Source organism: Micromonospora sp. Utrum1, assembly GCF_057197805.1.
This window is the reverse complement of the sequence record NZ_CM170071.1, coordinates 1,303,490-1,328,470: the sequence shown is the minus strand read 5'-3', so window position 1 is coordinate 1,328,470 and position 24,981 is coordinate 1,303,490. Positions and strand designations below refer to the sequence as shown.

Here is a 24,981-nt window from a genome sequence, read left to right as displayed (position 1 = left end):
CGGCGGACGAGTGACCGCTCGCTATCCAGCGGATACGTCAATTTTCACGACGCGTCGCCGAGGGAGTCCTCTTCTGCGAACACTCCGGCCTCCACTGCCTTGACCGCGAGCGCGGTCCGGGAGGTCACCTTCAGCTTGCGCATCGCCGCACGTAGCTGCTGATCCACCGTGGCCGGCGACTTGGCCAGGATCCGGCTGATCTCCCGGTTCGTCTTGCCGGCGACAACCAGTTGGACCACGTCGAGCTCGCGAGGTGAGAGCTGGTCGCCGTACCCTCGTCGGCCGCCGCGCCACAGTCGCGGAACCTCGGCGCCGTGTTCGCGAAGCCGCTGTGCGACACGGTCTGCATCGCCGCGGGCTCCGAGCCTGAACAGTTGCTCGTACTGCGCGGCGAGCAGCTCTCGGCCTTGCTCGATCTGGCCGTGCGCGAGGAGCGCCTCGGCTTGACGCTCGCGGGCGAGCATGGCGTCGTAGGGACGCGGCAACGCGCTCCAGGCGCGCGCCGCCCGACCGTAGGCTGTCGCCGCGCGGGCGTGGTCTCCGGCCGCCGCGAGCAGCAGCGCGCGGCATACGGTGAGCGCGGCGCGAGGCGCAGGCGCCGTACGGCCACGCAGTCCTCTGGCGAACTGGTCGCTCAGGCGTGTCGCGGCCTTCAGGTCGCCCGCGGCGAGATACGCCTCGATCCGGGCGGGGACGAGGTCCGTCGCCCAGACCCAGATGCCCTTTCTCCGGACCGTGTCCATCGGCTCGTTCGTGACCTGCAGCGCCCGGGCGCTGTTTCCGTCCGTCAGCCACAGTCTGGCCAGCGCAGCGGCGGCCTCCATCGTGTCGTCGGCTGCGCCGAGACGGGCAGACTCCTCGAGGACGAGGCGGAACTGCTCCTCGGCGGCGCGCCGCCGTCCGGCCGCGGCTGCCAGCCGGGCCGCGAGGCGAATGCTGCCGAGGTAGTGCGCCGGCCGGTCCCGGTCGGCATCGGCGAGTGCCGCGCTTCGCTCCGCGAGACCCTCCCACCGGCCGGTCAGCCACGCCAGGTTGGCCTGTTCGAGTCGGACGTTGTGCTGCAACCGGGACGCCTGCTCGGCCTCGGCAAGGCCCATGGCCACGGCGAGGTGTTTCTCCGCGTCGGCGTACCGACCCCAGATCAGTGCACCGGTCCCGACATTCGCGTGGATGCGGGCCACGTCGAGACGCTCCGCCGAGCTCGCGCCGTCGACGGGCAGGCCGGCGACGACGTCCCAGGCCTCCTCTTCGCCGAGCATGAGCAACGCCGCGGCTCGGTTGCCGGCCAGGTTCAGCCGCTCCGCGGGAGAATCGAATTCGGCGGCGAGCTCGGCGGCGCGATCCAGCCAACGCCGATGGGTCGACGCGGGCCACGGCCCCGCATAGGCCCATCCCAGATAGGTCATTGCCCGAGCCGCCTCGACCGGGTCATGGTCGAGGTTGGCCACCGCCTGCTCCAGCTCGCCGAGTGCGGCCTGCGCCTCACCCCCGGTGATCAGGAGCCGACCCAGGGGGTTGCGGATCTCGGCCTGCTGGCGGGCGGACAGACCGGGGGTCTCCAGCACCAAGCGCAAGGTACGGATCACGCGGTGGTGGACCTCGTCGACCGGTTCACGACGGCCCAGTGCGGCAACTCCGGCGATGCGCGCGACTCGTGCCCGATCCGTCGGCGGCAACACCGCCCACGACAACAGATCGACCAGCAGGTCGACCGCCTTGGTGTGGTCACCCGAGGCCATGGCCAGCTCGGCACCCTGCTCGGCGTACCCCGCCCAGGACCGCGTCTCGCCCGCCTCACGGAAGTGGTGGGCAAGGCGTGCGACAGGCGGCGGATGGATGTCCTCCAACGCGCGGCCGGCCAGCAGGTGGAAGTGTCTGCGGTCGGTCAACGGGATCGCCTCGTAGACAGCCGTGGCGGCCAGCACGTGCCGGAATCGCCACCGGCCGCGGTCGTCTCCGTCCAGGACGCCGGCGTCGGCAGCCTCCGCGACAGCGCCTCGACACGCAGTTGGTGACAGACCGGCGGTCATCGCGATCGTGGCCAGTGACGACGGTTCAGCCAACGTGGCCGCGGATCGCAGCACCTGCTGCGCCGTCGGCGACAGACGGCCCACCCGCTCCCGGGTGGAGTCGCGCACCGTTGGCGGCACCTGCAGCTCACGCAGCTTCAGCCGGACCCACTGCCCGTCGCGGAAGACGAGGTCGGCACGGTCGCACATGAGGCGAACCGACTCCTCCAGCGCCAGCGGAACGCCACCGGTCCGCTCGTGCATGAACGTCGCGAACTCCTGCGATACCGGGTTGCCGTCCAGCATCGAGGACACCAGCGCTGCCGTGTCGTCGGGTCGCATCGGCGCCAGGGCGATCCTCAGCTGGGTCACGCCAGCGGGCAACCGGGACGTCAGCCGCAGCAACAGCGACCCGACGTCCACCTCCTCCGGCCGATAGGAGATCACGAGGCTTGGCCCGTCCGACTGCTGTCGGGAGGTGACGAACAGCAGGAACTCCAAGGTCACCTCGTCGGCCCAGTGAGCGTCCTCGAGCACGAGAACGTCGACACGCAGAGCCCGCAGCAGCTCGTCCAGGGCGCGGAACAGGCGATGCCGTGCCGCCTTCGCATCGTCCAAGGGCGGCAGTGCGGGCGGCAGGTCCGAGGACCATTCAGGGAACAGGGGCCGTAACGCACCCGCAAGCTCGCTGAGCCGCAATCGCGACACCGGGCGGTCGATCCCACGGAACGCGTCGACGATCGGCCCCAACGTCAGCGACTCGCGAAGCGGTGGGCACACCGAGACCAAGGCGATGTGCTGGTCCGGCGCGGCCAACCACTCCCGCAGCAGTCGGCTCTTCCCGATCCCCGCCTCGCCCTCCACCAGCACGATCGCCGGTGGCCGGGCCAAGGCGCCCCGAAGCGCCGTCATCTCCCGATCACGACCCACGAAATGCGGCGTGGAAACCATCGGTGACGTCCGGTCGTCCTCGGGCGAGGGGTCGAGCATGCGTGATGCTCTCTCTTTTCGCTGCTCGGGCACAAGTACCATCGCGGCGACCCGCGTTGCGGGAACCTCCGCCGGAGCACCGATAACTCACTCGTTCCGCGCGGTCTCCGGGCCGGTGATCCGCCGCAGCAGCGGCAGCGTCGAGGCGACGATCCCCAGCGACACCGCCAGCCCGCCGGCCACCATCAGGTAGAACGACCCGTCCGGCGCCAGCAGCGTGTAGCCCAGCTGCGCCCGCAGGAACAGGTGCGCCGCCAGGAACCCCATCCCCGTCGCCACCGCCGCGACCAGCAGCAACGGCACGACGGTCTCCAGCGCCACGACCCGCCGCAGCGTACGCAGCTGCACCCCGGTGAGCCGCAGCATGCTGAACGGCCGCTTCCGGTCGCTCAGCCCGCCGGCCACGCTCACCGCCAGGCTGCAACCGGCGATCGGCAGGCTGGCCAGCATGACCACGTTGGCCAGCTGCTGGAACTGCACCATCAGCCGTGCGGAGTTCGACTCCCACTCGGCGACGCTGGACGGGAAGCGCACCGTCGGGAACGCGTTGATCAGCATGGTCCGGGCCTGCTCGAACGCGGCGCGGCTGGTGGTGTTGACGACCACCGACCGGATCGGTTGCCGCTCGACCTGGGCCGGGTCCAGGTCGGCGGCGGGCCAGACGTAGCTGTCATTGGTCAGGTCCCACGCACGCTCGCCGATGAGGTCGTCGGCCACGGCCGCGACCTGCGCGCCGGCCGGGCAGGCGCCGAAGAGCGCCAGGCGGTCCAGCTCCGCGCACGTGATGACGCTCGGCCACCACCACCGGTAGGCGGGCGATTCCGTCCCGTTCACCTCGAGCGGGGGTGGCGTGTCGACGGGGTTGGCGCGGACCAGCGTCACGCTGCGTACCCCCGGGATCGTCGCGAGCCCGGCCGGGATCTGGTCCGCGGCCGGTGCAGGGCCATCCTCGTGCGGGAACGAGATCGACAGGGACCTGGCGGCCACCGAGTCGGTGCGCGGCTCGCCCCGGTTGGCGACGTAGGTGGTGATGATGCCGGTGGCGACGCTGGTCACGAAGAGCGCCACGATCAGGCCACTGACCGACCGGAAGGCCGCCTTGGGATTGTCGGCGAGGCGCCGCCCGGCGATGAGCGCGGCCGGCCGGCTGGCCCGCCCGGCCAGCAGGCGGGCGCCGAGCATGGTCAGCCACGGCCCGGCCAGCAGCAGCCCGGTCAAAATCAGGAGAAACCCCGAGAGGTACGCGGTGAGCTGGCCGTTGGTGGTGGGGGGACGCCGGCCGATGAAGTACGTCAGCTCGACGAGCCCGGCGACCAGCGGGATCAACCGCCACGCACGCGGCGGCTTCGGGGTGACCCGGCGCGCGACGCCCAGCGGGGAGATCTGCACCCGGCGCAGCGCCAGCCAGGACGCCACGACGGCGCCGAGCGGGATGCCGAGCGCGACCACCAGGACGTCGGCGATGGCGAGTGACAGGTCGGCGGCGAAGAAGCGTTCGCCGGTGAACGGGATCGCGGCGAGCCCCGGGCGCAGCGCGAGGAACAGGCCGAACCCCACGGCCGTGCCCACCGCGGCCGCGAGCACGGACTCGACGGCGGAGATGACGGCGATCTGCCGTGGCGTGGCGCCGATCAGCCGCATCGCGGCGAAGCGCTGCTCCCGGCGGGTCGCGGCCAGCCGGGTGGCGGTGCCGATGAAGATGAGCACCGGGAAGAGCAGCGCGACCGCGACGATGGAGAGCACGAGGGCCATGCCGTCGTGGTTGATGCCGACATAGCAGCCGCGGGAGCAGCCGCTCGGCGAGGTGGCCATGATCTGGGTGACCTTGCCCGCCCCCAGGTGCTCCAGATCCGTGGGAGTCCGGCCGATGACGATCAGCAGCGAGTCGGGGGACGGCAGCGCCGCCCGTCCGATGGTGCCGACCTGATAACCGGGAAACCGGTCGCCGAGTTGCGCGGCCGGGGTGGCCCGCAGCAGGTCGCCGAGGGCGGGCGAGACGTAGTACTCGCCGGGGCCGGGCAGGCGCGGAATGCCCGGCGGGACGGGCGCGTCCGGACCGGTCGCCGCGACCTCGACCCGGCCGATCGAATCGCCGTGGTAGTAGTCCTCCCGGATCAGCCACCACAGCGGGTCGACCGACGGGTCGGCGGCGGCCGGCGCGACAGCGGTATTCAGCCAGGCATATCGCTGGTTCTGCGCGTTGACCGCGTTCATGCCGGCGAGCGTGGTGAGCAGCATGCCGACACCGAGCGCCACCGCGGTGGCGATGACGGCGAGCCGGGTGGCGGCCTCGCGCCCGCCGGCCAGGGACAGTCGGATCGCGAACCGGATCATGCGGACACCAGCGCGTTCACCTTGCCGTCGCGCACGATGACCTGCCGGTCGGCGTACGCGGCGACCCGGGCCTCGTGGGTGACGAGCACGACGGTGGTGCCCTGCTCGCGGGCCGAGGAGACCAGCAGGTCCATCACCTGCTCGCCGGTCAGCGAGTCCAGCGCCCCGGTCGGCTCGTCGGCGAACAGCGCGCCGGGACGGGCGACCAGGCCGCGGGCCAGCGCCACCCGCTGCGCCTGCCCGCCGGAGAGTTCACCGGAGCGGCGCCGCTCCAGCCCGTCCAGGCCGAGCCGCTCGAACCAGGGCCGCGCCTCCTTCAGCGCGGCGGTCCGCTTGACGCCGCGGAGCAGCAGCGGCAGCGCCACGTTCTCCTCGGCCGTCAGCTCCGGCACGAGCTGCCCGAACTGGAACACGAAACCGAACTGGTCGCGGCGCAGGACGCTGCGCTGCGTCTCGCTGAGCGTGTCGATCCGGCGGCCGTCGAAGTGGATCTCGCCGCTGTCGGGCACCAGGATCCCGGCCAGACAGTGCAGCAGGGTGGTCTTCCCGGACCCGCTCGGGCCCATGATGGCGACGATCTCGCCGGGGGCCACCAGGACGCTGGCGCCGCGCAGCGCCTGGGTTTCGCCGAAGGAGAGCGTGACGTCGCGCGCCTCGATGGCCTTCACTTCCGCACCGCCTTCGCGAGGGCGTCCAGCCGGGCGGCCGTGGTGTCGATCCAGTGCAGGTCGGCTTCCAGGTGGAACAGGCCGTGGTCGGCCAGCATGGCGTCGACCAGGGTGCCGGAGCGCTTGATGTCGGTGAGTTCCTTCATCCGCACCAGGTGGGCGGCGCGCTGGCGGTCGAGGTAGTCCTCGGCGGGGCGGCCGAGCATGAGCGCCAGCACGACCTTGGTGAACAGGACCGTCTGCAGGTTGGGCTCGGCCGGGACCGGTTCGGTCAGCCAGGACTCGACCTCGGTGGCGCCCTGCTCGGTGATGACGTAGCGCTTGCGCTCGGGGCCCACGCCCGGCTCGACCTCGCCGATCACGATCTTGCCGTCCCGGGCGAGCCGGCTCAGGGTCGAGTAGACCTGGCCGAACGGCAGCGGCTTGCCCCGGCTGAAGAAGGCGTCGTAGTCGCGCTTGAGGTCGTAGCCGTGGCTGGGCTCTCGTTCGAGTAGGCCAAGGAGGGTCATAGGAACGCTCATGCGGAGACTATAACCCGAGGGTATACCTCGCGTATATACCCCGCGGGTATGTCAGCGGGCCCTCCCGCTGTCGGCACCCGAGGCGGCGGGCTGTCCGGACGCCGTCGACGGGGTCAGTGCGAAGTGGACCGTACGGCCGGTCCTGGCCCGGCCCAGCCGGTGCGTCAGCGGCACCAGCACCCCGTGCAGCAGCGGATGCTTGCCGACCAGCGCCCGGCTGGCCGCCCGGTACTCCGCCCCGCTCAACCGCCGCGCGACCGCCTGCACCGCCTCCCCGGTCGGCTTGCCGAGGGCGGTCGACGGGGCCAACGTCACGTGCGAGTTGTTGCGGATCCGCCGGGTCTTCCACGCCTTCTCGAAGCTGCGCACGTACGCCCGCTCCCCGGCCACCGCGACGCTCACCGCCGTCGGCACGGGGGTCCCGTCCCGCTTGAACGTCGTCAACACCACGGTCTTCTGCCGCACCAGCGGCGCCCATGCGGGCGCCGGGGCGGGGTCGACGTACCCGACCACCCAACCGAGCTGCCGCAGCCGGGCCACCAGCGCGGCCAGGGCCAGGAGGGCCGACAGCCCGACCAGCCAGGTCTGGGCCGTGCTGCCGCCCAGGTCGGCGTCGACCAGGTGCGACACGGTGTGCGCCACCGCGCCGACGACGTAGCCGGCCAGGGCGACCGCCAGGGCGTCGGCCCAGATGAGCGCCAACAGCAGCGTCGCCCCGATGCCGAACTGGAACGCCCCGACGTCGTGCACGAAGTGCTCATGCGGGGGGAACCCCACCGCCGAGCTGAACGAGTCCGCCCGGGCCAGCGCCCACACCCCGACGACCACCGAAGCCGCGCCGAGCAGCGCGGCAACCCCACGTACGAGTGCTCTCATGCCCTTGGGACGGCCCGACGCCCGGCGGTGTGACCTGGACGCCGAGATGTCGCCGTCAGCCCTCGTGTGGGGCCCTCACTCACCCGCCGCACGTCCACCTCGACATGGACCCCGCTCTCCACCAAGACGTCGACGACCAGCCGCAGCCTGATGTCGGCGGCCGGCGAAAGGTCCCCATGGGCGGCCAGTTGGTGGAAGACAACTGGCCGCCGCTGGTTACCGCGCTTGAGTGGTGACTGATTTTGGATCAGGTGGTGGAGCGGGCGATGGCCTGTTCGACGAGGGCGACTGTGGCCCGGGGGTCGGCGACTTGAATGATGAGACGGGTGTAGCGCTCGTCACGCAGTTGGATGACGACGGCTTTGGCCGGGTCGCGGACGTCCCAGAAGATGCGTTCGCCATCGACGTGGAAGGTACCGGCGGTGATGACGCCGGGCAGGTGGGCGCCGGGCGCGCGGATGCCTTTTGGCTCCTTGATCACGCCGGGGTCGGCGGTGGCGCCTCGGACGTTGAGCAGCGGGATCGCCAGGCGGCTCTTGAGGGCCCAGAGCTTGTCCAGCCCTTCGATCTCGACGATGAGGCTGTCGTTGTCGATGCATACCTTTGCCATGGAAGCTCCTTCAGCGTTGCGGTTGGTGAATCCGGTCGAACAGGACCGTGCCGGCGCGGGCGGCGTCGACCCCGGTGCGGACCCGCAGACGCAGGCCGAGGATCGCCGCGGTGAGCGCGTAGGTCAGGGGTGACGGCGCGTCGTCGGCGGTCGCGGCGCCGCCGCCGCCCAGGGTGAGATCGATGGCAGCGTCGAAGTCGCGCATGGCGCGGGCGACTTCCTCTGCCACCTCGGAGTCCACCGGCGCGCGTTCGACCACGGCCAGCAGCAGCAGGTCCAAGTCAGGGCTCGCGGTGTCGGCCACGAATATGTCCCGCAATGCTTGTGCCGGATCGGGGGCCGCGGTGACCTTCGCCAGCAGTGGCCGGACCTGATGCTCCAGGTGCCACCGCAGGGCGGCCAGGTACAGCCCGCGCTTGCTGCCGAAGACCTTGTACAGGCTGTTGCGGTGCACGCCGAGGTGCGTCACTAGGTCGTCGACGGAGATGCCGTCGTACGCCCTGCCGGCGAACAGGCTTGCCGCCGCCCTGATCACTTCGGTCTCGTCGAATGCTCTCGGTCGGCCCATGGAAGGACCCTAGCCGATTTAGGAACGATCAGTCAAGAACGCTCGTTCCTAAACGTCTGGGGTCTCCCCCCTGGGGCTGCCCATGCGTAAACCGCTGCCGGCTGTGGATCCACTGCTGCGGCTACAGGCCAGCATCACCGCCCGCGACGACCGCCTACTCGGCTGGCTCTACGACCACGGAGTCTCGCCCGTGGGCCGTACGGCGGGCGACGGCCACTGTTGCGGGTGTGGGCGGGTCGACGCCGTGTCGGCCTTCGATCGCCACATGACGTCTCGGTCGTGGCCGCCTCGCGCACGGGTGGCACCGGAATTTTGCTCCGACGCCACCCGCTCCGCTTTCCGATAGCGGCTCAGCTCCAGTGCGTCATGTCAGCCTTCGTGCGGGCCTTCGCTGACCCGTCGGACGTCGACCTCGACATCGATCCCGCTCTCGGTGAAGACATCGGCGAATCGCTTCCCCCACTCCACCGCCTCCTCCTTCGACCGGACCTCGATCAGCCCGAACCCGGCGATCAGCTCCTTGGTCTCGGTGAACGGCCCGTCGGTGACGGTCTTCTTGCCCTTGGTCGCGGTGATCCGCGCCGACTCCTCGCTGCTCTTGCAGAGCCCCTCGGCGGCCAGCAGGATCCCCGCCCTGGAGACCTCCTCCATGTAGGCGCCCATCCGCTTCATGAACTCCGGCGACGGCTCGAAGTTGCCGGGAACGGCCTCGTCCAGCTTGTGCATCAACATGAATCGCATCTCAGTGCTTCCTCTCGGTGATCGTGTGCAGGGAAACCGCGGTGAGCCAGCCGAAGACCAGCGCCGAGCCGAGCGCCATCCGGACGCTGATGCTGTCCTGGTCGGGCCAGGCCATGACGGCGACCGTCGCCAGGGCGACGAGGACCGACGACAGCGCACCCACCCGCCCGAAGCGGCGGGCGAAGACCAGGCAGGCGACGGTGAGCGAGCCGAAGGAGAGCATCGCCCCGACCCCGTGCCCGTAGGAGTGCCAGCTCATCGTCTCGGGGTTGCCCTCCGGCGCGCCGGCCGGCCAGCCCATGCTCGGGTCGGCGCGGAACACCCCGGCGACGATCAGCCCGACGCCGAGCACCGCCACCAGCGCCGGCCCCCACGTCGCGGCCGGCCCGCCGCGCAGCGCCCGCCGGAAGCCGACCGCCCCGGCGACGGCCAGCAGCCCGGAGACGACGAAGTTGGCGATCTGGATCCAGCCGTGCTCGCCCAGGGCGAGCAGGCTGAGCGGCTGCCGGCTCAGGTCGAAGCCGTCCCGGGTGAACGCCTGGGCGAGGCCCAGCCCGAGGAACAGTGGCCCGGCGGCGGCGCCCGCGGTGAGCAGGGTGGCGGTCGAGACAACCCGTGTGGTCCCGGCCTGGGTGAGCGTCGTACTGGTCATCTCGATCTCCTCGTCATCGGTTCTCGCTGACGCGTCGATCGGGGCGACCCGGATCCGACATGATTTCTCAAGATCTTTTATTCGTCGCAGGCGGCGGCCCGGCCGAGCAGCAGGGCCCGCTCGCGGGCGTTGCCGGTGAGCGACGCCGCCCGCTCGAACTCGGCCCGTGCCTCCGCGTGCCGACCCAGCTTGAAGAGCAGGTCGCCGACCACGCTGGGCAGCAGGTGGTAGCCGGCCAGCGCCGGCTCGAACTCCAGCTCCCGGGCCAGTTCGAGGCCGGCGGCGGGCCCGTCGGCCTGGGCGACGGCGACGGCCCGGTTCAGCTCCACCACGGGCGAGGGCACGAGCCGAACCAGCTCCGCGTAGAGGGTCGCGATCCGCGCCCAGTCCGTCTCCTCCGGGGTACGCGCCCGCGCGTGGCAGGCCGCGATCTCGGCCTGGAGGGTGTACGGGCCGGGGTGGTCGGTGCGGGCCTTGTCGAGGGCGGCCAGGCCGCGCCGGATGAGCAACTGGTCCCAGCGGCTGCGGTCCTGGTCGTTGAGGAGGATCGGCGCGCCGTCGGGGCCGGTGCGGGCGCGGGTACGCGACGCCTGGATCTCCAGCAGCGCGGCCAGCCCGTGCACCTCGGGCTCGTCGGGCATGAGCCCCTGCAGCAGCCGCGCCAGCCGGAGCGCCTCCTGGCTGAGGGCGGGACGCATCCAGTCGTCCCCGGCGGTGGCCGAGTAGCCCTCGTTGAAGATGAGGTAGACGACTTCGAGCACCGAGTCGAGGCGTTCGGCGGCCTCGGCCGGGCCGGGCACCTCGAAGGGGATCTTCGCGGTGGCGAGGGTCTGCTTGGCCCGGGTGATCCGCTGCCCGACGGTGGGCTCGGTGGTGAGGAAGGCGCGGGCGATCTCGCCCGTGGTGAGGCCGCCGAGCAGCCGCAGGGTGAGCGCGGCGCGGGCGATCGGCGACAGGATCGGGTGGCAGGCCACGAAGATCAACCGCAGCAGGTCGTCCTCGATGTGCTCGTCGAGCGCGGCGACGAAGTCGGGGGTGACCTGCTCGTCGAGGTCCCGGCCGAGCTCGGCGAGCGTACGCTGCTGGATCTGCCTGCGGCGCAGCATGTCCACGGCCCGGCGCTTGCCGACGGTCGTCAGCCACGCCCCGGGTTTGGCCGGTACGCCGTCGCGCGGCCACTGCTCCAGCGCGGCGACGAGCGCGTCCTGGGCCAGTTCCTCGGCCAGGCCGACGTCGCGCACGAGGGCCGCGATGCCGGCCACCACCCGGCCGGCCTCCATCCGCCACACCGCCTCGACGGTGCGCCGCGCGTCGGACTCCCCCATGCGCACATCACAGCAGGCCGGTCCGACGTTCGCCAGCACTTGTGCGGGCCGGCACGATGGCGGGATGGACGAGGACGAGTGGTACCGCCGGCACGGCCTGCGCCCGGCGGACCTCGGGCCGGTGCGCGCCCTGCTCCGCGAGCAGACCGCGCTGGGCGTGGAGAACGACAGCGCGCTCGTCCACCTCGGCTGCGTGCAGTTGTTCCTGCACGGGGATCTGGCCGACGTGCTGCTGATCTCGCGGGCCAAACACTCCAGCTTCGACGCCGCCTGCTCCGTGGAGTGGCAGCTGCTCTGCGGTGCCGGCCGGGAGCACACCCTCGATCACCTGCGGTCGCTCGGCACGGCCGAGGCCGCCGAGGTGGTGGCGTACCTGTCGTCGGTCCACCCGGAGGACGTGGCGGCGTTCAGCGTCGAGAAGCAGTCCCGGTGGTACGCGGAGTACTACGACGCGGAGGAAACGTCGTAGGCGACTCGTAGCCTGGCGCGGTCATCGACGAACGCTGGAGGCGACGTGCTCGACCACTTCTCTGTCATGGTGCGCGACCTGCCGGCCAGCGCCGCCTTCTACGACGCGGTGCTCGCCCCGCTGGGCGGCCGGCGGATCATGGAGCCCGGCCCGATCGGCTACGGCGTCGAAAGTCCCGACTTCTGGCTGGTACCCGCGCCCGCCGAGGCCGGTGGGCCGCTGGAGTCGCACATCGCCTTCACCGCCCCGGACCGGGCGGCCGTGCAGGCGTTCCACGACGCGGCGGTGGCGGCCGGCGCGGAGGTGCTGCACGCGCCGCGGGAGTGGCCGGAATACCACCCGGGCTACTTCGGGGCGTTCGTCCGCGACCCGGACGGCAACAACGTCGAGGCGGTCTGCCACCGGCCGGAGTGAGGCCTCCCCGCTTCCTGGCCGGCCTCGGGACCCGGTGCGGCAACACCGGTCCGGCGGCGGCCCGGCGCATCGGACGCCGGGCCGCCGCACTACTACCGGGTTCCGGTCGTTGAACCGGGCGGGTCCACGAGGGTCCGACGAGGAGCAGCTACTAGTGATTGCTTTCCTCACTAGAGCTGCCCATAATTAACCGTTGTGGGTAGCGTGTATCGGATCGGTGAGTTCGCTAAGCGGGTGGGCCGCTCGGTGAGCACGGTGCGCCGATGGGAGGCGGAGGGCCGGATCTCGGCCCGTCGTCTGCCGTCCGGGCAGCGGTATTTCGACGATTCGGATGTGCGCCGGGTGCTGCAGCCGGGCTTCGACGTCGATCGGCGGAAGGTTGTGGTGTATTGCCGGGTCTCGGCGCCGGGTCAGAAGGTCGACTTGGCCTCGCAGGTGGCGGCGATGCAGCAGTTCTGCCTCGCTCGCGGTCTGGCGGTGGACGAGTGGATCAGCGAGGTCGGCGGCGGGATGGACCTTCGCCGTAAGAAGTTCCTGGCGTTGATGGATGCCGTCGATCGGGGTGAGGTTGGCACGCTGGTGGTGGCGCACCAGGATCGGTTGGCCCGGTTCGGGTTCGACCTGTTGGAGCATCTGGCGGCGCGTGGCGGCTGCGAGATCGTCGTGGCCAACCAGGAGTCCCTGTCCCCGCAGCAGGAGTTGGTCGAGGACCTCCTGGCCGTCGTGCACATCTTCTCGTGCCGGCTGGATGGTTTGCGCCGCTACGAGAGGGAGTTGAAAAGGGCGGACTTGGCCATGGAGGGTGACCGGTGAAGGTCACCCGGATCGCCTACTCGGTCAGACTGAATCCGGGCAAGTACGCCGCCCTGGTGGAGCAGGCCCGCCGGCTGGGCCGGGTGCGCAGCGAGGTGTGGCAGCGGTATGGCTCGATGAACGGTGTCGGGGCCGGGCTGCGGGACCGGCAGGTGCGGGACCGGTGGCTGGCTGACGGCACACATGTGCAGTTCGCCGTGTTGGCGAATGCGTGGAAGGAAACCGTCCGCGACGCCATGGCCGACATCGCGGCGAACCTGGCGGCGGCCAAGGTGCAGGTCCGGCGGGCGATCAGCCGACGCACCAACGATCCGGCGGAGCGTAAGCAAATGTTCACCGCGCTGCAGGCGGACCAGTGGGCGGACGATCCGTTCCTGGCCCGGCAGATGCGCAAACGCTGGAAGCGGGGCCGCAACCGCACACACAATCAGATCCTGGTGCGCGCCGACAAGTACAACACCATCGTCGATGGGCGGGGACGGTTGTGGCTGGCGATTCCGGGCCTTGTGCCCCGGAAGATGGTCAGGATCCCGCTGTCCACGACCGTCGCCCCGACGGGCACGCTGCGGCTAATTTTGCGCGGCGGTCGGGTGGAGGTGCACTACCAGATCGACGCGGCGCAGATGCGGTCGTCGCAGCGGCCGTGCGGCGAGGCGACGGTCGGTGTGGACAAGGGCTACACCGAAGCCCTGACCGGCTCCGACGGCCAGCCCCACGGTGCAGGGCTCGGCGTGCTGCTGTCGGGTGAGTCGGATCGGTTGAAGGAACGTAACCGGCGTCGGGCGAAGCTCCGCTCGATCGCGAACAGCGCCGCCCTGCGTGGCGACGACGCGAAAGCGCACCGGATCAAGGTCAACAATCTCGGCACAATCAAGCGGGGCCGGCAGGCCGCCCGGCATCGGGCGCGGGTGCGTACGGAGATCTTCACCGCCGTGCACGAGGTCGTGGACAAGGCCGCCACCGTGATCGCCGAGGACCTGACCAAACGCTTCACCGGCCGCAAACAGCTTCCTAAGAACATCAACCGGCGTCTTGCCGCGTGGACCAAAGGAGTCACCGCCGAGGCCCTGAAAAACGTGTCGGAGCGCAGAGGTTCTGCGCTCGTCCACGTCAACGCCGCCTACACCTCACAAACCTGTCACCGCTGCGGCCGGCTCGGCCGACGCAGCGGGGACCGGTTTCACTGCACCTCGTGCGGGGTGGTGTGGCAGGCCGACGTGAACGCCGCGATCAACATCCTGCACCGAGCCGGCGACCCCGACATCGCCCTGCACACCCCGTACCAGAAGGTGAAGCAGATCCTGCAGGATAGGACCGATCGCCACCGGACCAGACTGCCGGTCCAGGACTCCAACCCAGCCACCACCGGGCGGAGAGCGAACTATCCGAACCGCTCAGCTATGAGCAACAAGTAGGAAGCAGGCGGCATCCGGTGTTCGACGGCTTCGCGGAGCTGGACGTCGTCACCAGCGACACGACCATCCACGGGCGGCGGGGTGGTGACGGGCCGCCGGTCCTGCTGCTGCACGGCATGCCGGAGACGCACCTGATGTGGCACCGGGTCGCGCCGCGGCTCGCGGAGCGGTTCACCGTGGTCGCCACGGACCTGCGCGGTTTCGGCGACAGCGGAGCGCCGCCCAGCGCGCCGGACCACGCCCCGTACAGCATGCGCCGGGTGGCCGCCGAGCAGGTGGAGGTCATGCGGCTGCTGGGCTACGACCGGTTCGCCGTGGTCGGGCACGATCGCGGCGGGCGGTGCGCGTACCGGATGGCGCTGGACCATCCGGACGCGGTGAGCCGCCTCGCGGTGCTCGACATAGTGCCCACCGGCGACGCGTTCGACCGCGCCGACATGGCGTTCAGTCTGGGGTTCTGGCTCTGGTCGTTCCTCGCCGCGCCCGAGCCGGTGCCGGAGCGGCTGGTCGCGCAGGCCCCGGAGGTCATCGTCGACCACATGCTCGACGATCTGTCGGAGGTGCCGGACGCCTTCCCGGCGCCGGTGCGGGCGGAGTACGTGGCGAAGCTCGGCAGGCCGGAGGCCATCCACGCGATCTGCGAGCAGTACCGGGCGGCGGCGACCCTGGACTACCAGCACGACCGGGCCGACCGGGGCCGGCGGCGGATCGGCTGTCCAGTGCTGGCGCTGTGGGGTCACGCCGGCCCGGTCGCGACCTGGTACCGGCCGCTTGAGGTGTGGCGGTCCTGGGCGGACCAGGTCGAGGGCGGGCCCATCGCGGCCGGGCACTTCCTGCCCGAGGAGGCGCCCGACGAGACGCTCCGGCACCTGCTGGCGTTCCTGGCCTGACCGCGCGGGCGCTCGCGGGGCACGATGGGACGCGTGGACATCGAGCCGGTCGAGTGGGCGCCCGTCCGGGCGTTCCGGCGTGCGTGGCTGCGGCAGCGCTGGCAGGACCTCACCTTCCTGCACTGGGCGGTCGAGCCGGAGCTGGTCGCGCCGCTGCTGCCCGCCGGCACCCGGCCGGACACCCTCGACGGGCTCAGCTACGTGGGGCTGATCGGCTTCCGGATGGTCGGGCTGGGGCTCGGGCGGGGACCGGGCGTGCCGTACTTCGGCACCTTCTGGGAGACCAACGTCCGGCTGTACTCGGTCGACGGCACCGGGCGGCGGGCCGTGGTGTTCCGCTCGCTGGACGCCTCCCGGCTGGTGCCGGTGCTGGTCGCGCAGCTGAGCCTGCGGCTGCCGTACAAGTGGTCGGCGATGCGGCTGCAGCGGGACGGGGACCGCCTCACCTACCGCTGCCGGCGCCGCTGGCCAGGCCCGGTCGGCGCGGCCAGCCGGATGGCGGTCCGGGTCGGTGAGCCGATCGCCGACCCGACGCCGCTGGAGCATTTCCTCACCGCCCGCTGGGGGCTGCACACCCGGGCGTACGGGCGCACCCTGCACCTGCCGAACTGGCATCCGCAGTGGCCGTTGCACCGGGCCGAACTGCTGCACCTGGACGACGACCTGGTCACCGCTGCCGGGTTGCCGCCGCCGGCCGGGCCGCCGGTGAGCGTGCTCTACTCCCCCGGCATCCCGGTGGTGTTCGGCGGGCCGGCTCCCCTGCCCTGAGGCGTCAGCGCAGCGGGTCGTGGGTGCCACGCGGGACGTCGGGCCGGCAGCGGCGGACCCGCTCGGCCGCCAGCCGCCCGCCCACCGCCAGGCCGTACTTCTCCACGGCCGCCAGGCCGTAGGCACTGCAGGTGGGGGTGAAGCGGCACTGGGCGGGCCAGCGGTGCGACAGCCAGCGACGATAGCCGAGGATGGCGGCGCGGCCGGCGCGGTCCACGGCGGGCCTGCGCACCACGTCGGCGGCCACCGAGCCGAGGGTCAGCAGCAGCGAGAAGAGGCCGAGGTCGCAGCAGCCCGGGCCGTCACAGGGGAGGTCACAGTCGCACCAGTCCCGGTCCTTCTTGCGGCGGCGCCGCTTCCGCATGATCACAACGCCATGATGCGACACCCGCGCCAGCGGCCAGAGGCGCCGGATGTCAGGCGGCGTCGGCGATCGGCGAAAACCGCACGTCGAGCCGCATGTCCAGGGCTCGGGCGAGTCGTTCGAGGACGACGAGCGTGGGTACGGTGCCACCGGCCTCGAAGCGGGCCACGGCCGACTGGGTCATGCCGGCCGCACGCGCGAGCTGGGTCTGGCTCCAGCCAACGCGTTCCCGCAGGTCTCGGACGGTCTGACCGAGCTCGAACGCCAGCCGCGCGGCCGCGTACGCCTCGTCCGCCCCCGGCTCGGCCATCCGCCGCTGGCGCAGGTCGTTCCAGTCCACCCGATCGGTCATCACTCCGCCCCCTCGACCACGGCGTGCCGTTCCGCCACGCACCGTTCCAGAGCCCGGCGCGCCCGCTCGATCTCCCGGTCCTCCCGCATCCGCGTCTTGCGGAAGACCGTCAGCAGGATGATCCTCCGCTCGGAGGCTATCCAGTACGTGATCCGGATCGCTCCGCGCTCCAGGTAGAAGCGCAGTTCCCGGAGCTTGCCGTCGAGTTGCCGGGTGTGCGGCTCACTCAGTAGCGGACCTCGGTCGGCGAGAAGATCGATGTAGAAGGCGGCTCTTGCGAACTCTGCGGTCGGCAACTCCTCCAACCAGCTACGGACTTCTGGTTCAAGCTCCACGCTACCCAGGCCATAGCGTCGATGCTATGGCTTCGACTTGGTCGACGTCGTCCAATGCCCTCGCGTGTCGCGCCGGAGCAGCTCGACCCGATCGGATCGGGTTCGGTGGGGTCGGGTGGGGCGGATCCTGGATGCCTAGCGTCGAGGGCGTCAAGCGGAAGGAGCACCGGGTGCTGGAGCGGCTCAACCAGGCCATGGACCATCTCGAACGCCACCTCGACCAACCTCTCGACGTGGCCGGGCTGGCCCGGATCGCCTGCACGTCGGAGCACCACTTCCGGCGGCTCTTCTCGGTCCTGGCCGGGATGCCGCTGTCGGAGTACGTGCGCCGGCGTCGGCTCACCGTGGCCGGGGCCGAGGTGCTGTCGGGCGAGGCGTCGCTGCTCGACGTGGCGGTCCGCTGGGGGTACGGCTCGAACGAGGCGTTCGCCCGGGCGTTCCGCGCGGTGCACGGGGTCGGCCCGGCCGAGGCCCGGCGCACCGGGGCGGTGCTGCGGTCGCAGCCCCGGATGTCCTTCCGGCTCGTCGTCGAAGGGAGCACCACCATGGACTACCGGATCGTGACCAAGGACGCCTTCGCCCTCGCCGGGTTGAAGGCCCGGGTGCCGCTGGTCCACGAGGGGATGAACCCGCACATCGTGGCGTTCATCAAGGGCCTCGACCCCGAGGCGGTACGCCGGATCGAGGCGCTGTCCGACCAGGAGCCGGGCGGCATCGTCAACGTCAGCGACGACCTGGCCGGTTCCCGGGCCGAGGGCACCGAGCTGGACTACTGGCACGCGGTGGTGACCGGCGCGGACGTGCCGGCGGACCTGGACCGGCTGCCGGTGGCGGCCGGCTCCTGGGCGGTGTTCACCGTGTCGGGCGCGTTCCCGCAGGCGGTGCAGCACCTGTGGCGGGACGTGTTCACCCAGTGGTTCCCGTCCAACCCGTACGAGAGCCGTCCGGGGCCGGAGATCTCGAAGGTGCGGGTGTCGGCGGACGGGCGGACCGCCGACGCCGAGCTGTGGATCCCGGTGCGTCAGGCCACGGCGGCGGCCCGCGACAGGCAGGCCGGCACGTCGCCGAGGTGATAGGGGTGTTCGCTCGGCTCGATGCCGGCGAGGAACATCGCGTACACGGCGGCCATCCGCAGCTCGGCGACCGGGCGGAGCAGCTCGACGGCGCGCTCCGGGTCGCTGCCGGGCACGTCGGCCCGCCAGCGCGCCGCCCAGGCCGCGAGTAGCCGGCCGGCGACGGGCGGGTCGAGCGTCTCGGTGAGGCGCAGGATGTCGAAGGCGGGGTGGCCGACGAACGCGTCGCCCCAGTCGATGACGACCCGCCGGGTGCCGTCGCCGCGCACGTTGCCGGGGTGCAGGTCGCCGTGCACGAGGGTGTCGGGCAGGCCGCAGTCGCCGACCTGGTCGAGCCGGTCGTCGAGGTCGGCGAGCAGGTCGGCGGCCACGGTCTGGTCGTGCGGGGCCAGCCGGTCGCGGATCCAGGCGGCCAGCGCCGGTCCGCGCAGATCGGGTACGCCGGCCGCGACCAGCCCGGCGGCCTCGCCGGCCGCGCGGAGCTGCACGGCGTGGTGCTCGGCGGCGACGGCGGCCGGCTCCGCCTCGTCGGCGCCGTATTGGTCCTCGCCGGGCACGTGGTCGAGCAGGATCCGGCCGGTGTCGTCGGCGGCGAGCAGGGTGGGGGCGGCCGTGGGCGCGGCGGTGTTCAGCCAGCGCAGCACGGCCGCCTCGTGCCGGAAGAACGGCGGCACCTGCTTGAGCCAGGCGCTGCCGGCCGGGCCGTCGAGCCGCCAGATCGCCGACAGGTTCCAGGTGCGATGCTGGGCCACGGTGGTCGTCGGCCGGCCGAGCCGGCTCAGCTCAGCGGTGGCCCAGGCGACGCTGCGGGCCGGGCCGCCGGGTTCGGCGTACGCGGCGCGCAGCGGGTGCGGCGCGATGTCCACCGGCGCCGGGGTCAGGGGCACGGCGGGTGGCTCGGTGACCTGGCCCAGGTAGGTGACGTGGCCGCCGGGAGGCTCGGGGCGGTCGCCGGAGAGCAGCCGCAGCACGGCGACGTCGACGCCGTACCGGCGGCGGGCCTCGTCGACGATCGAGCCGACCTGCTGCCACCACGGCTCCGGCACGTCGTACGGGGGCAGGGCGCCGAGTGGCCGGCCGGCGGCGTCGAGCAGGACCAGGGTCACGGTGCGGGACACCTGCCGGACGCTAGTGGCGCATCCCTGAGGGACGCGAACGGTTAATCGGGGGGCGGTGGGGGGTCAGCCCGGATGCCCCCCGGGCCGCCCGGCGACCAGGCTGGGGCCATGACCCTCACCGATATCCGGACGCGTCCCACGTACCCCTGGTTGCGGCCGGTGGCCGTGACCGCGTCGCTGCTGCTCCTCGGCTACGGCCTGCTTCGCCTGCTCGACCGCCTGGACGGGCACAGTGACAAGGGCGCCTGGGCGTGGAACACCGGGCACACCCTGTTCCTGCTCGGCATCCTCGGGTTCGCCGCGCTGATCGTCGGCCTGCACGGCGTGCTGCGTACCCGCTCGACCCGGCTGCGGGCGGTGGACGACCTGGCCGCGCTGGCCGGCCTGGTCGGCGCGGCCGCCTTCATCTGGGTGATCCTCGGCGACCTGTTTCCGCGCTTCGCCGACGCGGTGGAGACGCCGGACGTGGTGCTGCTCGGCGGGCCGGCGCTGTTCGAGCTGGGCCTGCTGGTGCTGCTGTACCGGGCCGCGGCGGCGCGGCTGCTGCCGGTGTGGGCGCCGGTGCTGGTGCTGGTCGGGTTCGTGGCGATCGGGGTGAACCTGGACCTGCTGCCGGTCGGCGCGGCCCTGGTCCTCGCCGGCCTGCTCCCGCTGCGCCGGACGCCCCGCCCGGCGCGGATCGGCGGGTAGGGTCCGGGCATGGAGCAGCGGATCACCCTGATCACCCTCGGCGTGGCCGACGTGGCCCGGGCCCGGGCCTTCTACGAGCGGTTGGGCTGGCGCGGCCAGGAGGTCGAGGAGACCGTCTTCTTCCAGGCCGGTGGTCTCGCCCTGGTGCTCTGGGGGCGGGAGAAGCTGGCCGAGGACGCCGGCCTGGTCGACCCGGGCGGGGACGGGTTCGGCGGGATCAGCCTGGCGCAGAACGTGCGCAGCCGCGCCGAGGTGGACGAGCTGCTGGGCCGGGCCGCCGAGGCCGGCGCGACGGTCACGCGGCCGGCCCGGGACACCTTCTACGGCGGGTACGCGGGCTGCTTCACCGACCCGGACGGCCACCTGTGGGAGATCGCCTGGAACCCGGGGTTCCCGCTGGCCGAGGACGGCTCGCTCACCGTCCCCGACCTCGACGGCTGACCGGTCAGGTCCAGAAGGTCCGGCGGTAGCCCCGGTTGTCGGCGCAGGAGTCGCGCTGCCCGCCGGTCAGGCTGACCGTGCCGTCGCGGCACTGCACCAGCCAGCCGCGGCCGGACCAGAAGCCGGGCACGCACTCGAACCAGTCGCAGATCCCCGCGGCCGGCTTGCGGATCCGTTGGCCGCCGCAGAAGTCGTACCCGTAGGGGTTGGCCGGGGCGCCGCAGCGCCGCTCGGTGGCCGGCTGCGGCGGGGTGCTCCGGGACGGCGCGGTGGCCGGCGTGGTTCGGGTGCGCTGCGGCCCGGGGTTGGGCTTGACCTGGACGGCGGGGGCGATCGGCGGGGGCGTGGGGGTGGCGGTGGCCGCCGGGGTGGCCGCGGAGGCCATCTCGGAGCCGGGGCGCACCGGCGGGTCGGACTCGAAGAGCATGGCCGGCACGATCAGCGCGAGGGCCGCGCCGACCGCCACGGTCCGCCGGCCGCCGGGAAGCCGGGCGGAGAACCGGGCCTGGGCCGGGGTGAGCACGGCCGGCCGGACGGGCTGCACCGCCTCGTGCTCCGCGATCAGCTCGTCGAGCTGGGCGACGACCGCGGCGCGCTGCTCGATCGCGTCGGCGAAGGCCAGGGTGAGCTTGAACCGGAAGTCGGCCACCGCGCCGGTGGGCAGCAGCAGACCGGAGGTACGCCGCCGGTCGAGGACCTGGATCAGCGTGACCGGCGCGCCGGGGTCGTGGGACAGCCCGGTCATCCGGCCGTACGTCCAGTCGCGCCGGCCGCGCCCGCCGAGCAGCACGAGACGCCGGTTGGTGAGCACGGCGAGCCCGGCGTCGACGACCTTCACCCCTTCGGGGCGGCGCGGGCGCAGCACCGGCGGTTCCGGGTCGACGGTCAGCTCGGGGGCCGGCAGCACGGCGGTGTGCCGCACCTCGACCAGCTGCGCGGCCGGCAGCGTCCAGAAGACCACCTCGCCGGGGCCCAGCTCCATGGGCAGGCCCGCGCCGGCCTCGGCCGAGCCGTGGAAGGACCCGGCGAGGGTGCGCAGTCGGCGCAGCTCGTCGTCGCGGCGTCGCCACGCCTCGTCAGCCATGCGGAAGGCCCGCTGTCGCCGGTCGTTCTGCCGGTGCGCCCACCGGTAGCGCCATGTGGAACCCGTCGAATCAGTCATCGCCACGCCGACTCCTCCGCCGCGCGAGCCCACCAATCGGGGTGTCATTCATGTCAACGGCGGCGCAGGGGTGGCAAGACACGCGCAAGTCACCGATTCGACCGAAAGGGTGATTGCGCGACACGTTAGGCGGAATCTTCCGCGTCGGTTCACCGTGGTCCGGGCGGCCGCGCTTCGCCATGCGAGGGGGTCGGTGCGTCGGTAACGTCAGCCGCAGGGCGGGACGCGCCGCGACCCCGGGACGCGAGGAGGTGCACCGGTGGGCGACCCGGCCGTCGTGGTGGGCGTGGACATCGGCACCACCAGCACCAAGGCGGTCGCGTACGACACCGGCGGCCGGCAACTCGCCACGCACTCGATCGGCTACCCGCTGGAGGAACCGCACCCCGGGTACGCCGAGCAGGACCCGGTGCGGATCTTCGACGCGGTGGTGGGATCGATCCGGGCGGTGGTCGAGGAGCTGCGCGAGCCCATCGCCGGCCTGTCCTTCAGCACCGCCATGCACAGCCTGATCGGGCTCGACGCCGGCGGCAACCCGCTCACCCCCTCGGTCACCTGGGCCGACTCCCGGGCCGCCGCCCAGGCCGAGCGGCTGCGCGCCGTCCCCTCCGGGCTAGCCATCCACCGGCGCACCGGCACCCCGGTGCACCCGATGGCGCCGCTGCCCAAGCTGGTCTGGTTCGCCGAGCAGCAACCCAAGCTGCACGAGCGGGTCGCGCACTGGGTCGGCATCAAGGAGTACGTGCTGCTGCGGCTGGCCGAGACGCTGGTCATCGACCACTCGGTCGCCTCCGCCACCGGGCTGATGGACATTTACCGGCTGGCCTGGGACGCCGAGGCGCTCGGCATCGCCGGGATCACCGAGGAGCAGCTCCCGCAGCTCGTCCCCACCACCCACGTGCTGCCCGGGCTGACCGCCGAGGCGGCCCGGGCCACCGGGCTGCCCGCGGACACCCCGCTCGTGGTGGGCGCCGGCGACGGGCCGCTGGCGAACCTGGGGCTCGGCGCGGTGCATCCCGGCGAGGTCGCCTGCTCCATCGGCACCAGCGGGGCCATGCGGGTGATGGTGGAACGCCCCGGCGTCGACCCGCTCGGCGGCGTCTTCTGCTACGCCCTCACCGAGCACCGCTGGGTGGTCGGCGGGGCGATCAACAACGGCGGGATCGTCCTGCAGTGGGCCAACGAGGCGCTCGCCCCCGAGCTGGGCGAGCACGCCGAGGAGGAACTGCTCGACCTCGCCGCCCGGGCGCCGGTCGGCTCCGGCGGGCTGATCATGCTGCCGTACCTGCTCAGCGAACGGGCGCCGCACTGGAGCGCGCTGCCCCGCGGCGCGTACGTCGGACTGACCCACGGACACGGCCGGCCGCACCTGGTCCGGGCCGCGCTGGAGGGGGTCTGCCAGCAGCTCGCCCTCGTCCTCGCCTCCGTCCGGGCCGCCGGCAACGAGGTACGCGAGGTCCGGGCCAGCGGCGGCTTCGCCCGCAGCCCGCTGTGGCGGCAGATCCTCGCCGATGCGCTCGGCATGCCGGTGCGCTTCCCGGCCGGGCACGAGGGCTCCAGCTTTGGCGCCGCCCTGCTCGGCATGCAGGCGCTCGGCCTGATCGACTCGATCGAGGTCGCCGCCGACCTGGTCCGGATCGAGGAGACGGTCCACCCGGACCCCGCCTCCGCCGCCACGTACGCGGCCCTGCTGCCGCTCTTCTCCGAGCTGCACGACGCGCTCGTACCGACGTTCGCGTCGCTGCGGCGGCTGGCGCCGAGCCTGCCGCCGGAGCCACCCCCCACCGCTCCTCCCCAGTGATCGCCCGTCCCGGAGGCACGGACGACTACCGAAGGTCGTGATTGCCGTGGTCACACTGCTCGCCGCACCGGCGGAACCCCTCACCAACGCCGGCAACACCCAACTCGTCATCGCCGCCCTGCTCGGCATCGCCGCGGTGGTGGTGCTCATCGCCTGGGGCAAGGTCCACCCGTTCCTGTCCCTCATCCTCGGCGCGGCCGTACTCGGCGTGGTCGCCGGGGTCAGCCCCGACAAGATCGTCACCTCGTTCAGCGGCGGGGTCGGCTCCACCGTCGGCGGCGTCGGCCTGCTGATCGCGCTCGGCGCCATGATCGGCGGTCTGCTCGCCGAATCCGGCGGCGCCGACAGCATCGTGGAACGGGTGGTCGGCCGGGTCTCCGGCGGCGCGCTGCCCTGGGCCATGGCCGGCGTCGCCGCGCTGATCGGGCTCCCGCTCTTCTTCGAGGTCGGCGTGGTGCTGCTCGTGCCGATCGTGCTGCTGGTCTCCCGACGGGTCGACGTGCCGCTCATGAAGATCGGCATCCCGGCGCTGGCCGGCCTGTCGGTGCTGCACGGCCTGGTGCCGCCGCACCCCGGCCCGCTGGTCGCGATCGACGCGCTCGGCGCCAACCTCGGCCAGACCCTGGCCCTGGGCCTGCTGGTGGCGATCCCCACGGTGATCATCGCCGGCCCGATCTTCGGCAACTTCATCGCCCGCTACGTGCCGGCCACCGCGCCGGAGGCGCTGCTGCCCACCCGGCGGCCGCTCGCCGTCGGCGGGGACCGGCGACCGACCCGCCCCGGCGAGGGCCGGCTCGACGCCGACGGCGACCTGGTCACCGAGGACGACCTGGTCAACCCGGGCGCCGGCCGCCCCGGCGCGCCGATCGAGGAACCGGTAGGCCCGCGCGCCCGCCGGGAACCGGCGCTCTGGGCCGCCGTGGTCACCGTGCTGCTGCCCGTGGTCCTGATGCTCCTGCGCGCCATCGGCGAACTGACCCTCGACGAGGACACCACCGGCCGCAAGACGCTGGACATCATCGGCACCCCGATCGTCGCCCTGCTCGCCGGCGTCATCTTCGCGATGATCTTCCTGGGCTACGGGACCGGGTTCAGCCGCAACCAGGTCTCCGGCTTCCTCGGCGGGTCGCTGCCAGCCATCGCCGGCATCCTGCTGATCGTGGCGGCCGGCGGTGGCTTCAAGCAGGTCCTGGTCGACGCCGGGGTGGGCAACCTGGTCGCGGACGCCGCCAAGGGCGCGAACATCTCCCCGCTGCTGCTCGGCTGGCTGGTCGCCGTCGGCATCCGGATCGCCACCGGCTCGGCCACCGTCGCCACCATCACCGCCGCAGGCATCGTCGCACCGCTCGCGGCGACCCTGAACCAGCCGGAGGTTGCGCTGCTGGCCCTGGCCATCGGCTGTGGGTCGCTGTTCTTCTCACACGTCAACGACGCCGGCTTCTGGCTGGTCAAGGAGTACTTCGGACTGACCGTCGGGCAGACCATCAAGAGCTGGTCGGTGATGGAGACGATCATCTCGGTGGTCGGCTTCGCCGGCGTCCTCCTGCTCGATCTGATCCTCTAGCGGACGCTTGTCGCGCGG

The 24,981-nt window shown here is 72.3% G+C and carries 26 protein-coding genes and 1 pseudogene; 12 read left to right on the top strand and 15 right to left on the bottom strand.

The features are described 5' to 3' along the window. Positions 1–44: 44 nt before the first annotated feature. The 7 genes from AC0OLQ_RS06685 to AC0OLQ_RS06655 form a co-directional block, all read right to left on the bottom strand. Positions 45–2,999, bottom strand: coding sequence for an ATP-binding protein (locus tag AC0OLQ_RS06685; protein WP_484530621.1), 2,955 nt, complete (start codon positions 2,997–2,999; stop codon positions 45–47). 87 nt (positions 3,000–3,086) lie between these two features. Beyond that, positions 3,087–5,333 (bottom strand): FtsX-like permease family protein, encoded by a 2,247-nt coding sequence (locus AC0OLQ_RS06680; RefSeq protein WP_484530620.1) that lies wholly within the window; start codon positions 5,331–5,333, stop codon positions 3,087–3,089. Further along, entirely contained in the window at positions 5,330–6,001 is a 672-nt protein-coding gene (locus tag AC0OLQ_RS06675; RefSeq protein WP_484530619.1) for an ABC transporter ATP-binding protein, read from the bottom strand. Before AC0OLQ_RS06675 ends, AC0OLQ_RS06680 begins: the two co-directional genes overlap by 4 nt. After that, positions 5,998–6,522, bottom strand: a complete 525-nt coding sequence (locus AC0OLQ_RS06670; RefSeq protein WP_484530618.1) for a PadR family transcriptional regulator — start codon at positions 6,520–6,522, stop codon at positions 5,998–6,000. Before AC0OLQ_RS06670 ends, AC0OLQ_RS06675 begins: the two co-directional genes overlap by 4 nt. Positions 6,523–6,573: 51 nt before the next feature. Continuing rightward, positions 6,574–7,398 carry a PPOX class F420-dependent oxidoreductase gene (locus AC0OLQ_RS06665; protein WP_484530617.1) on the bottom strand — a complete coding sequence of 275 codons (825 nt, stop codon included), beginning with the start codon at positions 7,396–7,398 and terminating at the stop codon, positions 6,574–6,576. A gap of 247 nt (positions 7,399–7,645) precedes the next feature. Then, positions 7,646–8,008, bottom strand: coding sequence for a hypothetical protein (locus AC0OLQ_RS06660; RefSeq protein ID WP_484530616.1), 363 nt, complete (start codon positions 8,006–8,008; stop codon positions 7,646–7,648). A 10-nt stretch (positions 8,009–8,018) separates the two neighbouring features. Then, entirely contained in the window at positions 8,019–8,576 is a 558-nt protein-coding gene (locus tag AC0OLQ_RS06655; protein ID WP_484530615.1) for a TetR/AcrR family transcriptional regulator, read from the bottom strand. A gap of 82 nt (positions 8,577–8,658) precedes the next feature. Between AC0OLQ_RS06655 and AC0OLQ_RS06650 the strand changes: the two are divergent. Further along, positions 8,659–8,760: pseudogene (locus AC0OLQ_RS06650) on the top strand (replication-relaxation family protein); the annotation flags it as partial. Between the two features lie 185 nt (positions 8,761–8,945). Here AC0OLQ_RS06650 and AC0OLQ_RS06645 read toward each other — a convergent pair. The 3 genes from AC0OLQ_RS06645 to AC0OLQ_RS06635 all read right to left on the bottom strand — a co-directional run bounded on the left by AC0OLQ_RS06645 (position 8,946) and on the right by AC0OLQ_RS06635 (position 11,294). Next, positions 8,946–9,317, bottom strand: coding sequence for a YciI family protein (locus AC0OLQ_RS06645; RefSeq protein ID WP_484530614.1), 372 nt, complete (start codon positions 9,315–9,317; stop codon positions 8,946–8,948). Position 9,318: 1 nt separating this feature from the next. Beyond that, positions 9,319–9,969, bottom strand: a complete 651-nt coding sequence (locus AC0OLQ_RS06640) for a DUF998 domain-containing protein (protein ID WP_484530613.1) — start codon at positions 9,967–9,969, stop codon at positions 9,319–9,321. Positions 9,970–10,046: 77 nt separating this feature from the next. Then, complete coding sequence (locus AC0OLQ_RS06635) at positions 10,047–11,294, bottom strand: RNA polymerase sigma factor (RefSeq protein WP_484530612.1); 1,248 nt, start codon at positions 11,292–11,294, stop codon at positions 10,047–10,049. Positions 11,295–11,358: 64 nt separating this feature from the next. Here AC0OLQ_RS06635 and AC0OLQ_RS06630 point away from each other — a divergent pair, with 64 nt between their 5' ends. The 6 genes from AC0OLQ_RS06630 (at position 11,359) to AC0OLQ_RS06605 (ending at position 16,063) form a co-directional block, all read left to right on the top strand. Next, entirely contained in the window at positions 11,359–11,763 is a 405-nt protein-coding gene (locus AC0OLQ_RS06630; RefSeq protein WP_484530611.1) for a hypothetical protein, read from the top strand. 45 nt (positions 11,764–11,808) lie between these two features. Continuing rightward, positions 11,809–12,177 (top strand): VOC family protein, encoded by a 369-nt coding sequence (locus AC0OLQ_RS06625; protein WP_484530610.1) that lies wholly within the window; start codon positions 11,809–11,811, stop codon positions 12,175–12,177. A 195-nt stretch (positions 12,178–12,372) separates the two neighbouring features. Beyond that, on the top strand, positions 12,373–12,990 hold the full coding sequence (locus AC0OLQ_RS06620) for an IS607 family transposase (protein ID WP_484530609.1): 618 nt from the start codon (positions 12,373–12,375) through the stop codon (positions 12,988–12,990). Further along, positions 12,987–14,405 (top strand): RNA-guided endonuclease TnpB family protein, encoded by a 1,419-nt coding sequence (locus tag AC0OLQ_RS06615; RefSeq protein WP_484530608.1) that lies wholly within the window; start codon positions 12,987–12,989, stop codon positions 14,403–14,405. Before AC0OLQ_RS06620 ends, AC0OLQ_RS06615 begins: the two co-directional genes overlap by 4 nt. Positions 14,406–14,422: 17 nt before the next feature. Beyond that, positions 14,423–15,295, top strand: coding sequence for an alpha/beta fold hydrolase (locus AC0OLQ_RS06610; RefSeq protein WP_484530607.1), 873 nt, complete (start codon positions 14,423–14,425; stop codon positions 15,293–15,295). Between the two features lie 33 nt (positions 15,296–15,328). Further along, positions 15,329–16,063, top strand: coding sequence for a YqjF family protein (locus AC0OLQ_RS06605; protein ID WP_484530606.1), 735 nt, complete (start codon positions 15,329–15,331; stop codon positions 16,061–16,063). A 4-nt stretch (positions 16,064–16,067) separates the two neighbouring features. Here the strand turns inward: AC0OLQ_RS06605 and yidD are convergent, their stop codons facing one another. Genes yidD through AC0OLQ_RS06590 form a run of 3 tightly spaced genes read right to left on the bottom strand, consistent with a single transcriptional unit; the run spans position 16,068 to position 17,114 of the window. Beyond that, positions 16,068–16,427 (bottom strand): membrane protein insertion efficiency factor YidD, encoded by a 360-nt coding sequence (gene yidD / locus AC0OLQ_RS06600; RefSeq protein WP_484532288.1) that lies wholly within the window; start codon positions 16,425–16,427, stop codon positions 16,068–16,070. Between the two features lie 52 nt (positions 16,428–16,479). Next, entirely contained in the window at positions 16,480–16,779 is a 300-nt protein-coding gene (locus AC0OLQ_RS06595; RefSeq protein ID WP_484530605.1) for a helix-turn-helix domain-containing protein, read from the bottom strand. Continuing rightward, positions 16,779–17,114, bottom strand: coding sequence for a type II toxin-antitoxin system RelE/ParE family toxin (locus AC0OLQ_RS06590; RefSeq protein WP_484530604.1), 336 nt, complete (start codon positions 17,112–17,114; stop codon positions 16,779–16,781). The genes AC0OLQ_RS06595 and AC0OLQ_RS06590 overlap by 1 nt, the downstream gene beginning before the upstream one ends. Before the next feature lie 170 nt (positions 17,115–17,284). On the opposite strand from AC0OLQ_RS06590, the gene AC0OLQ_RS06585 reads away from it, so the two are divergent. Further along, positions 17,285–18,187, top strand: coding sequence for an AraC family transcriptional regulator (locus AC0OLQ_RS06585; RefSeq protein ID WP_484532287.1), 903 nt, complete (start codon positions 17,285–17,287; stop codon positions 18,185–18,187). Here AC0OLQ_RS06585 and AC0OLQ_RS06580 read toward each other — a convergent pair. Beyond that, positions 18,136–19,305, bottom strand: a complete 1,170-nt coding sequence (locus AC0OLQ_RS06580) for an aminoglycoside phosphotransferase family protein (protein WP_484530603.1) — start codon at positions 19,303–19,305, stop codon at positions 18,136–18,138. The two genes, AC0OLQ_RS06585 and AC0OLQ_RS06580, sit on opposite strands and share 52 nt — an antisense overlap. Positions 19,306–19,413: 108 nt before the next feature. Here AC0OLQ_RS06580 and AC0OLQ_RS06575 point away from each other — a divergent pair, with 108 nt between their 5' ends. Next, positions 19,414–19,995: a hypothetical protein gene (locus tag AC0OLQ_RS06575; protein WP_484530602.1), complete on the top strand. Its 582-nt coding sequence runs from the start codon at positions 19,414–19,416 to the stop codon at positions 19,993–19,995. Between the two features lie 9 nt (positions 19,996–20,004). Beyond that, the gene (locus AC0OLQ_RS06570) at positions 20,005–20,436 is read left to right on the top strand and encodes a VOC family protein (protein ID WP_484530601.1); all 432 of its coding nucleotides are present in this window, start codon (positions 20,005–20,007) and stop codon (positions 20,434–20,436) included. Positions 20,437–20,440: 4 nt separating this feature from the next. On the opposite strand, the gene AC0OLQ_RS06565 is transcribed toward AC0OLQ_RS06570, so the two are convergent. Next, positions 20,441–21,604 carry a hypothetical protein gene (locus AC0OLQ_RS06565; protein WP_484530600.1) on the bottom strand — a complete coding sequence of 388 codons (1,164 nt, stop codon included), beginning with the start codon at positions 21,602–21,604 and terminating at the stop codon, positions 20,441–20,443. A 253-nt stretch (positions 21,605–21,857) separates the two neighbouring features. Here AC0OLQ_RS06565 and AC0OLQ_RS06560 point away from each other — a divergent pair, with 253 nt between their 5' ends. Further along, positions 21,858–23,399 carry a gluconokinase gene (locus AC0OLQ_RS06560; RefSeq protein WP_484530599.1) on the top strand — a complete coding sequence of 514 codons (1,542 nt, stop codon included), beginning with the start codon at positions 21,858–21,860 and terminating at the stop codon, positions 23,397–23,399. Between the two features lie 46 nt (positions 23,400–23,445). Continuing rightward, positions 23,446–24,963: a GntP family permease gene (locus tag AC0OLQ_RS06555; protein ID WP_484530598.1), complete on the top strand. Its 1,518-nt coding sequence runs from the start codon at positions 23,446–23,448 to the stop codon at positions 24,961–24,963. Positions 24,964–24,981: the final 18 nt, after the last annotated feature.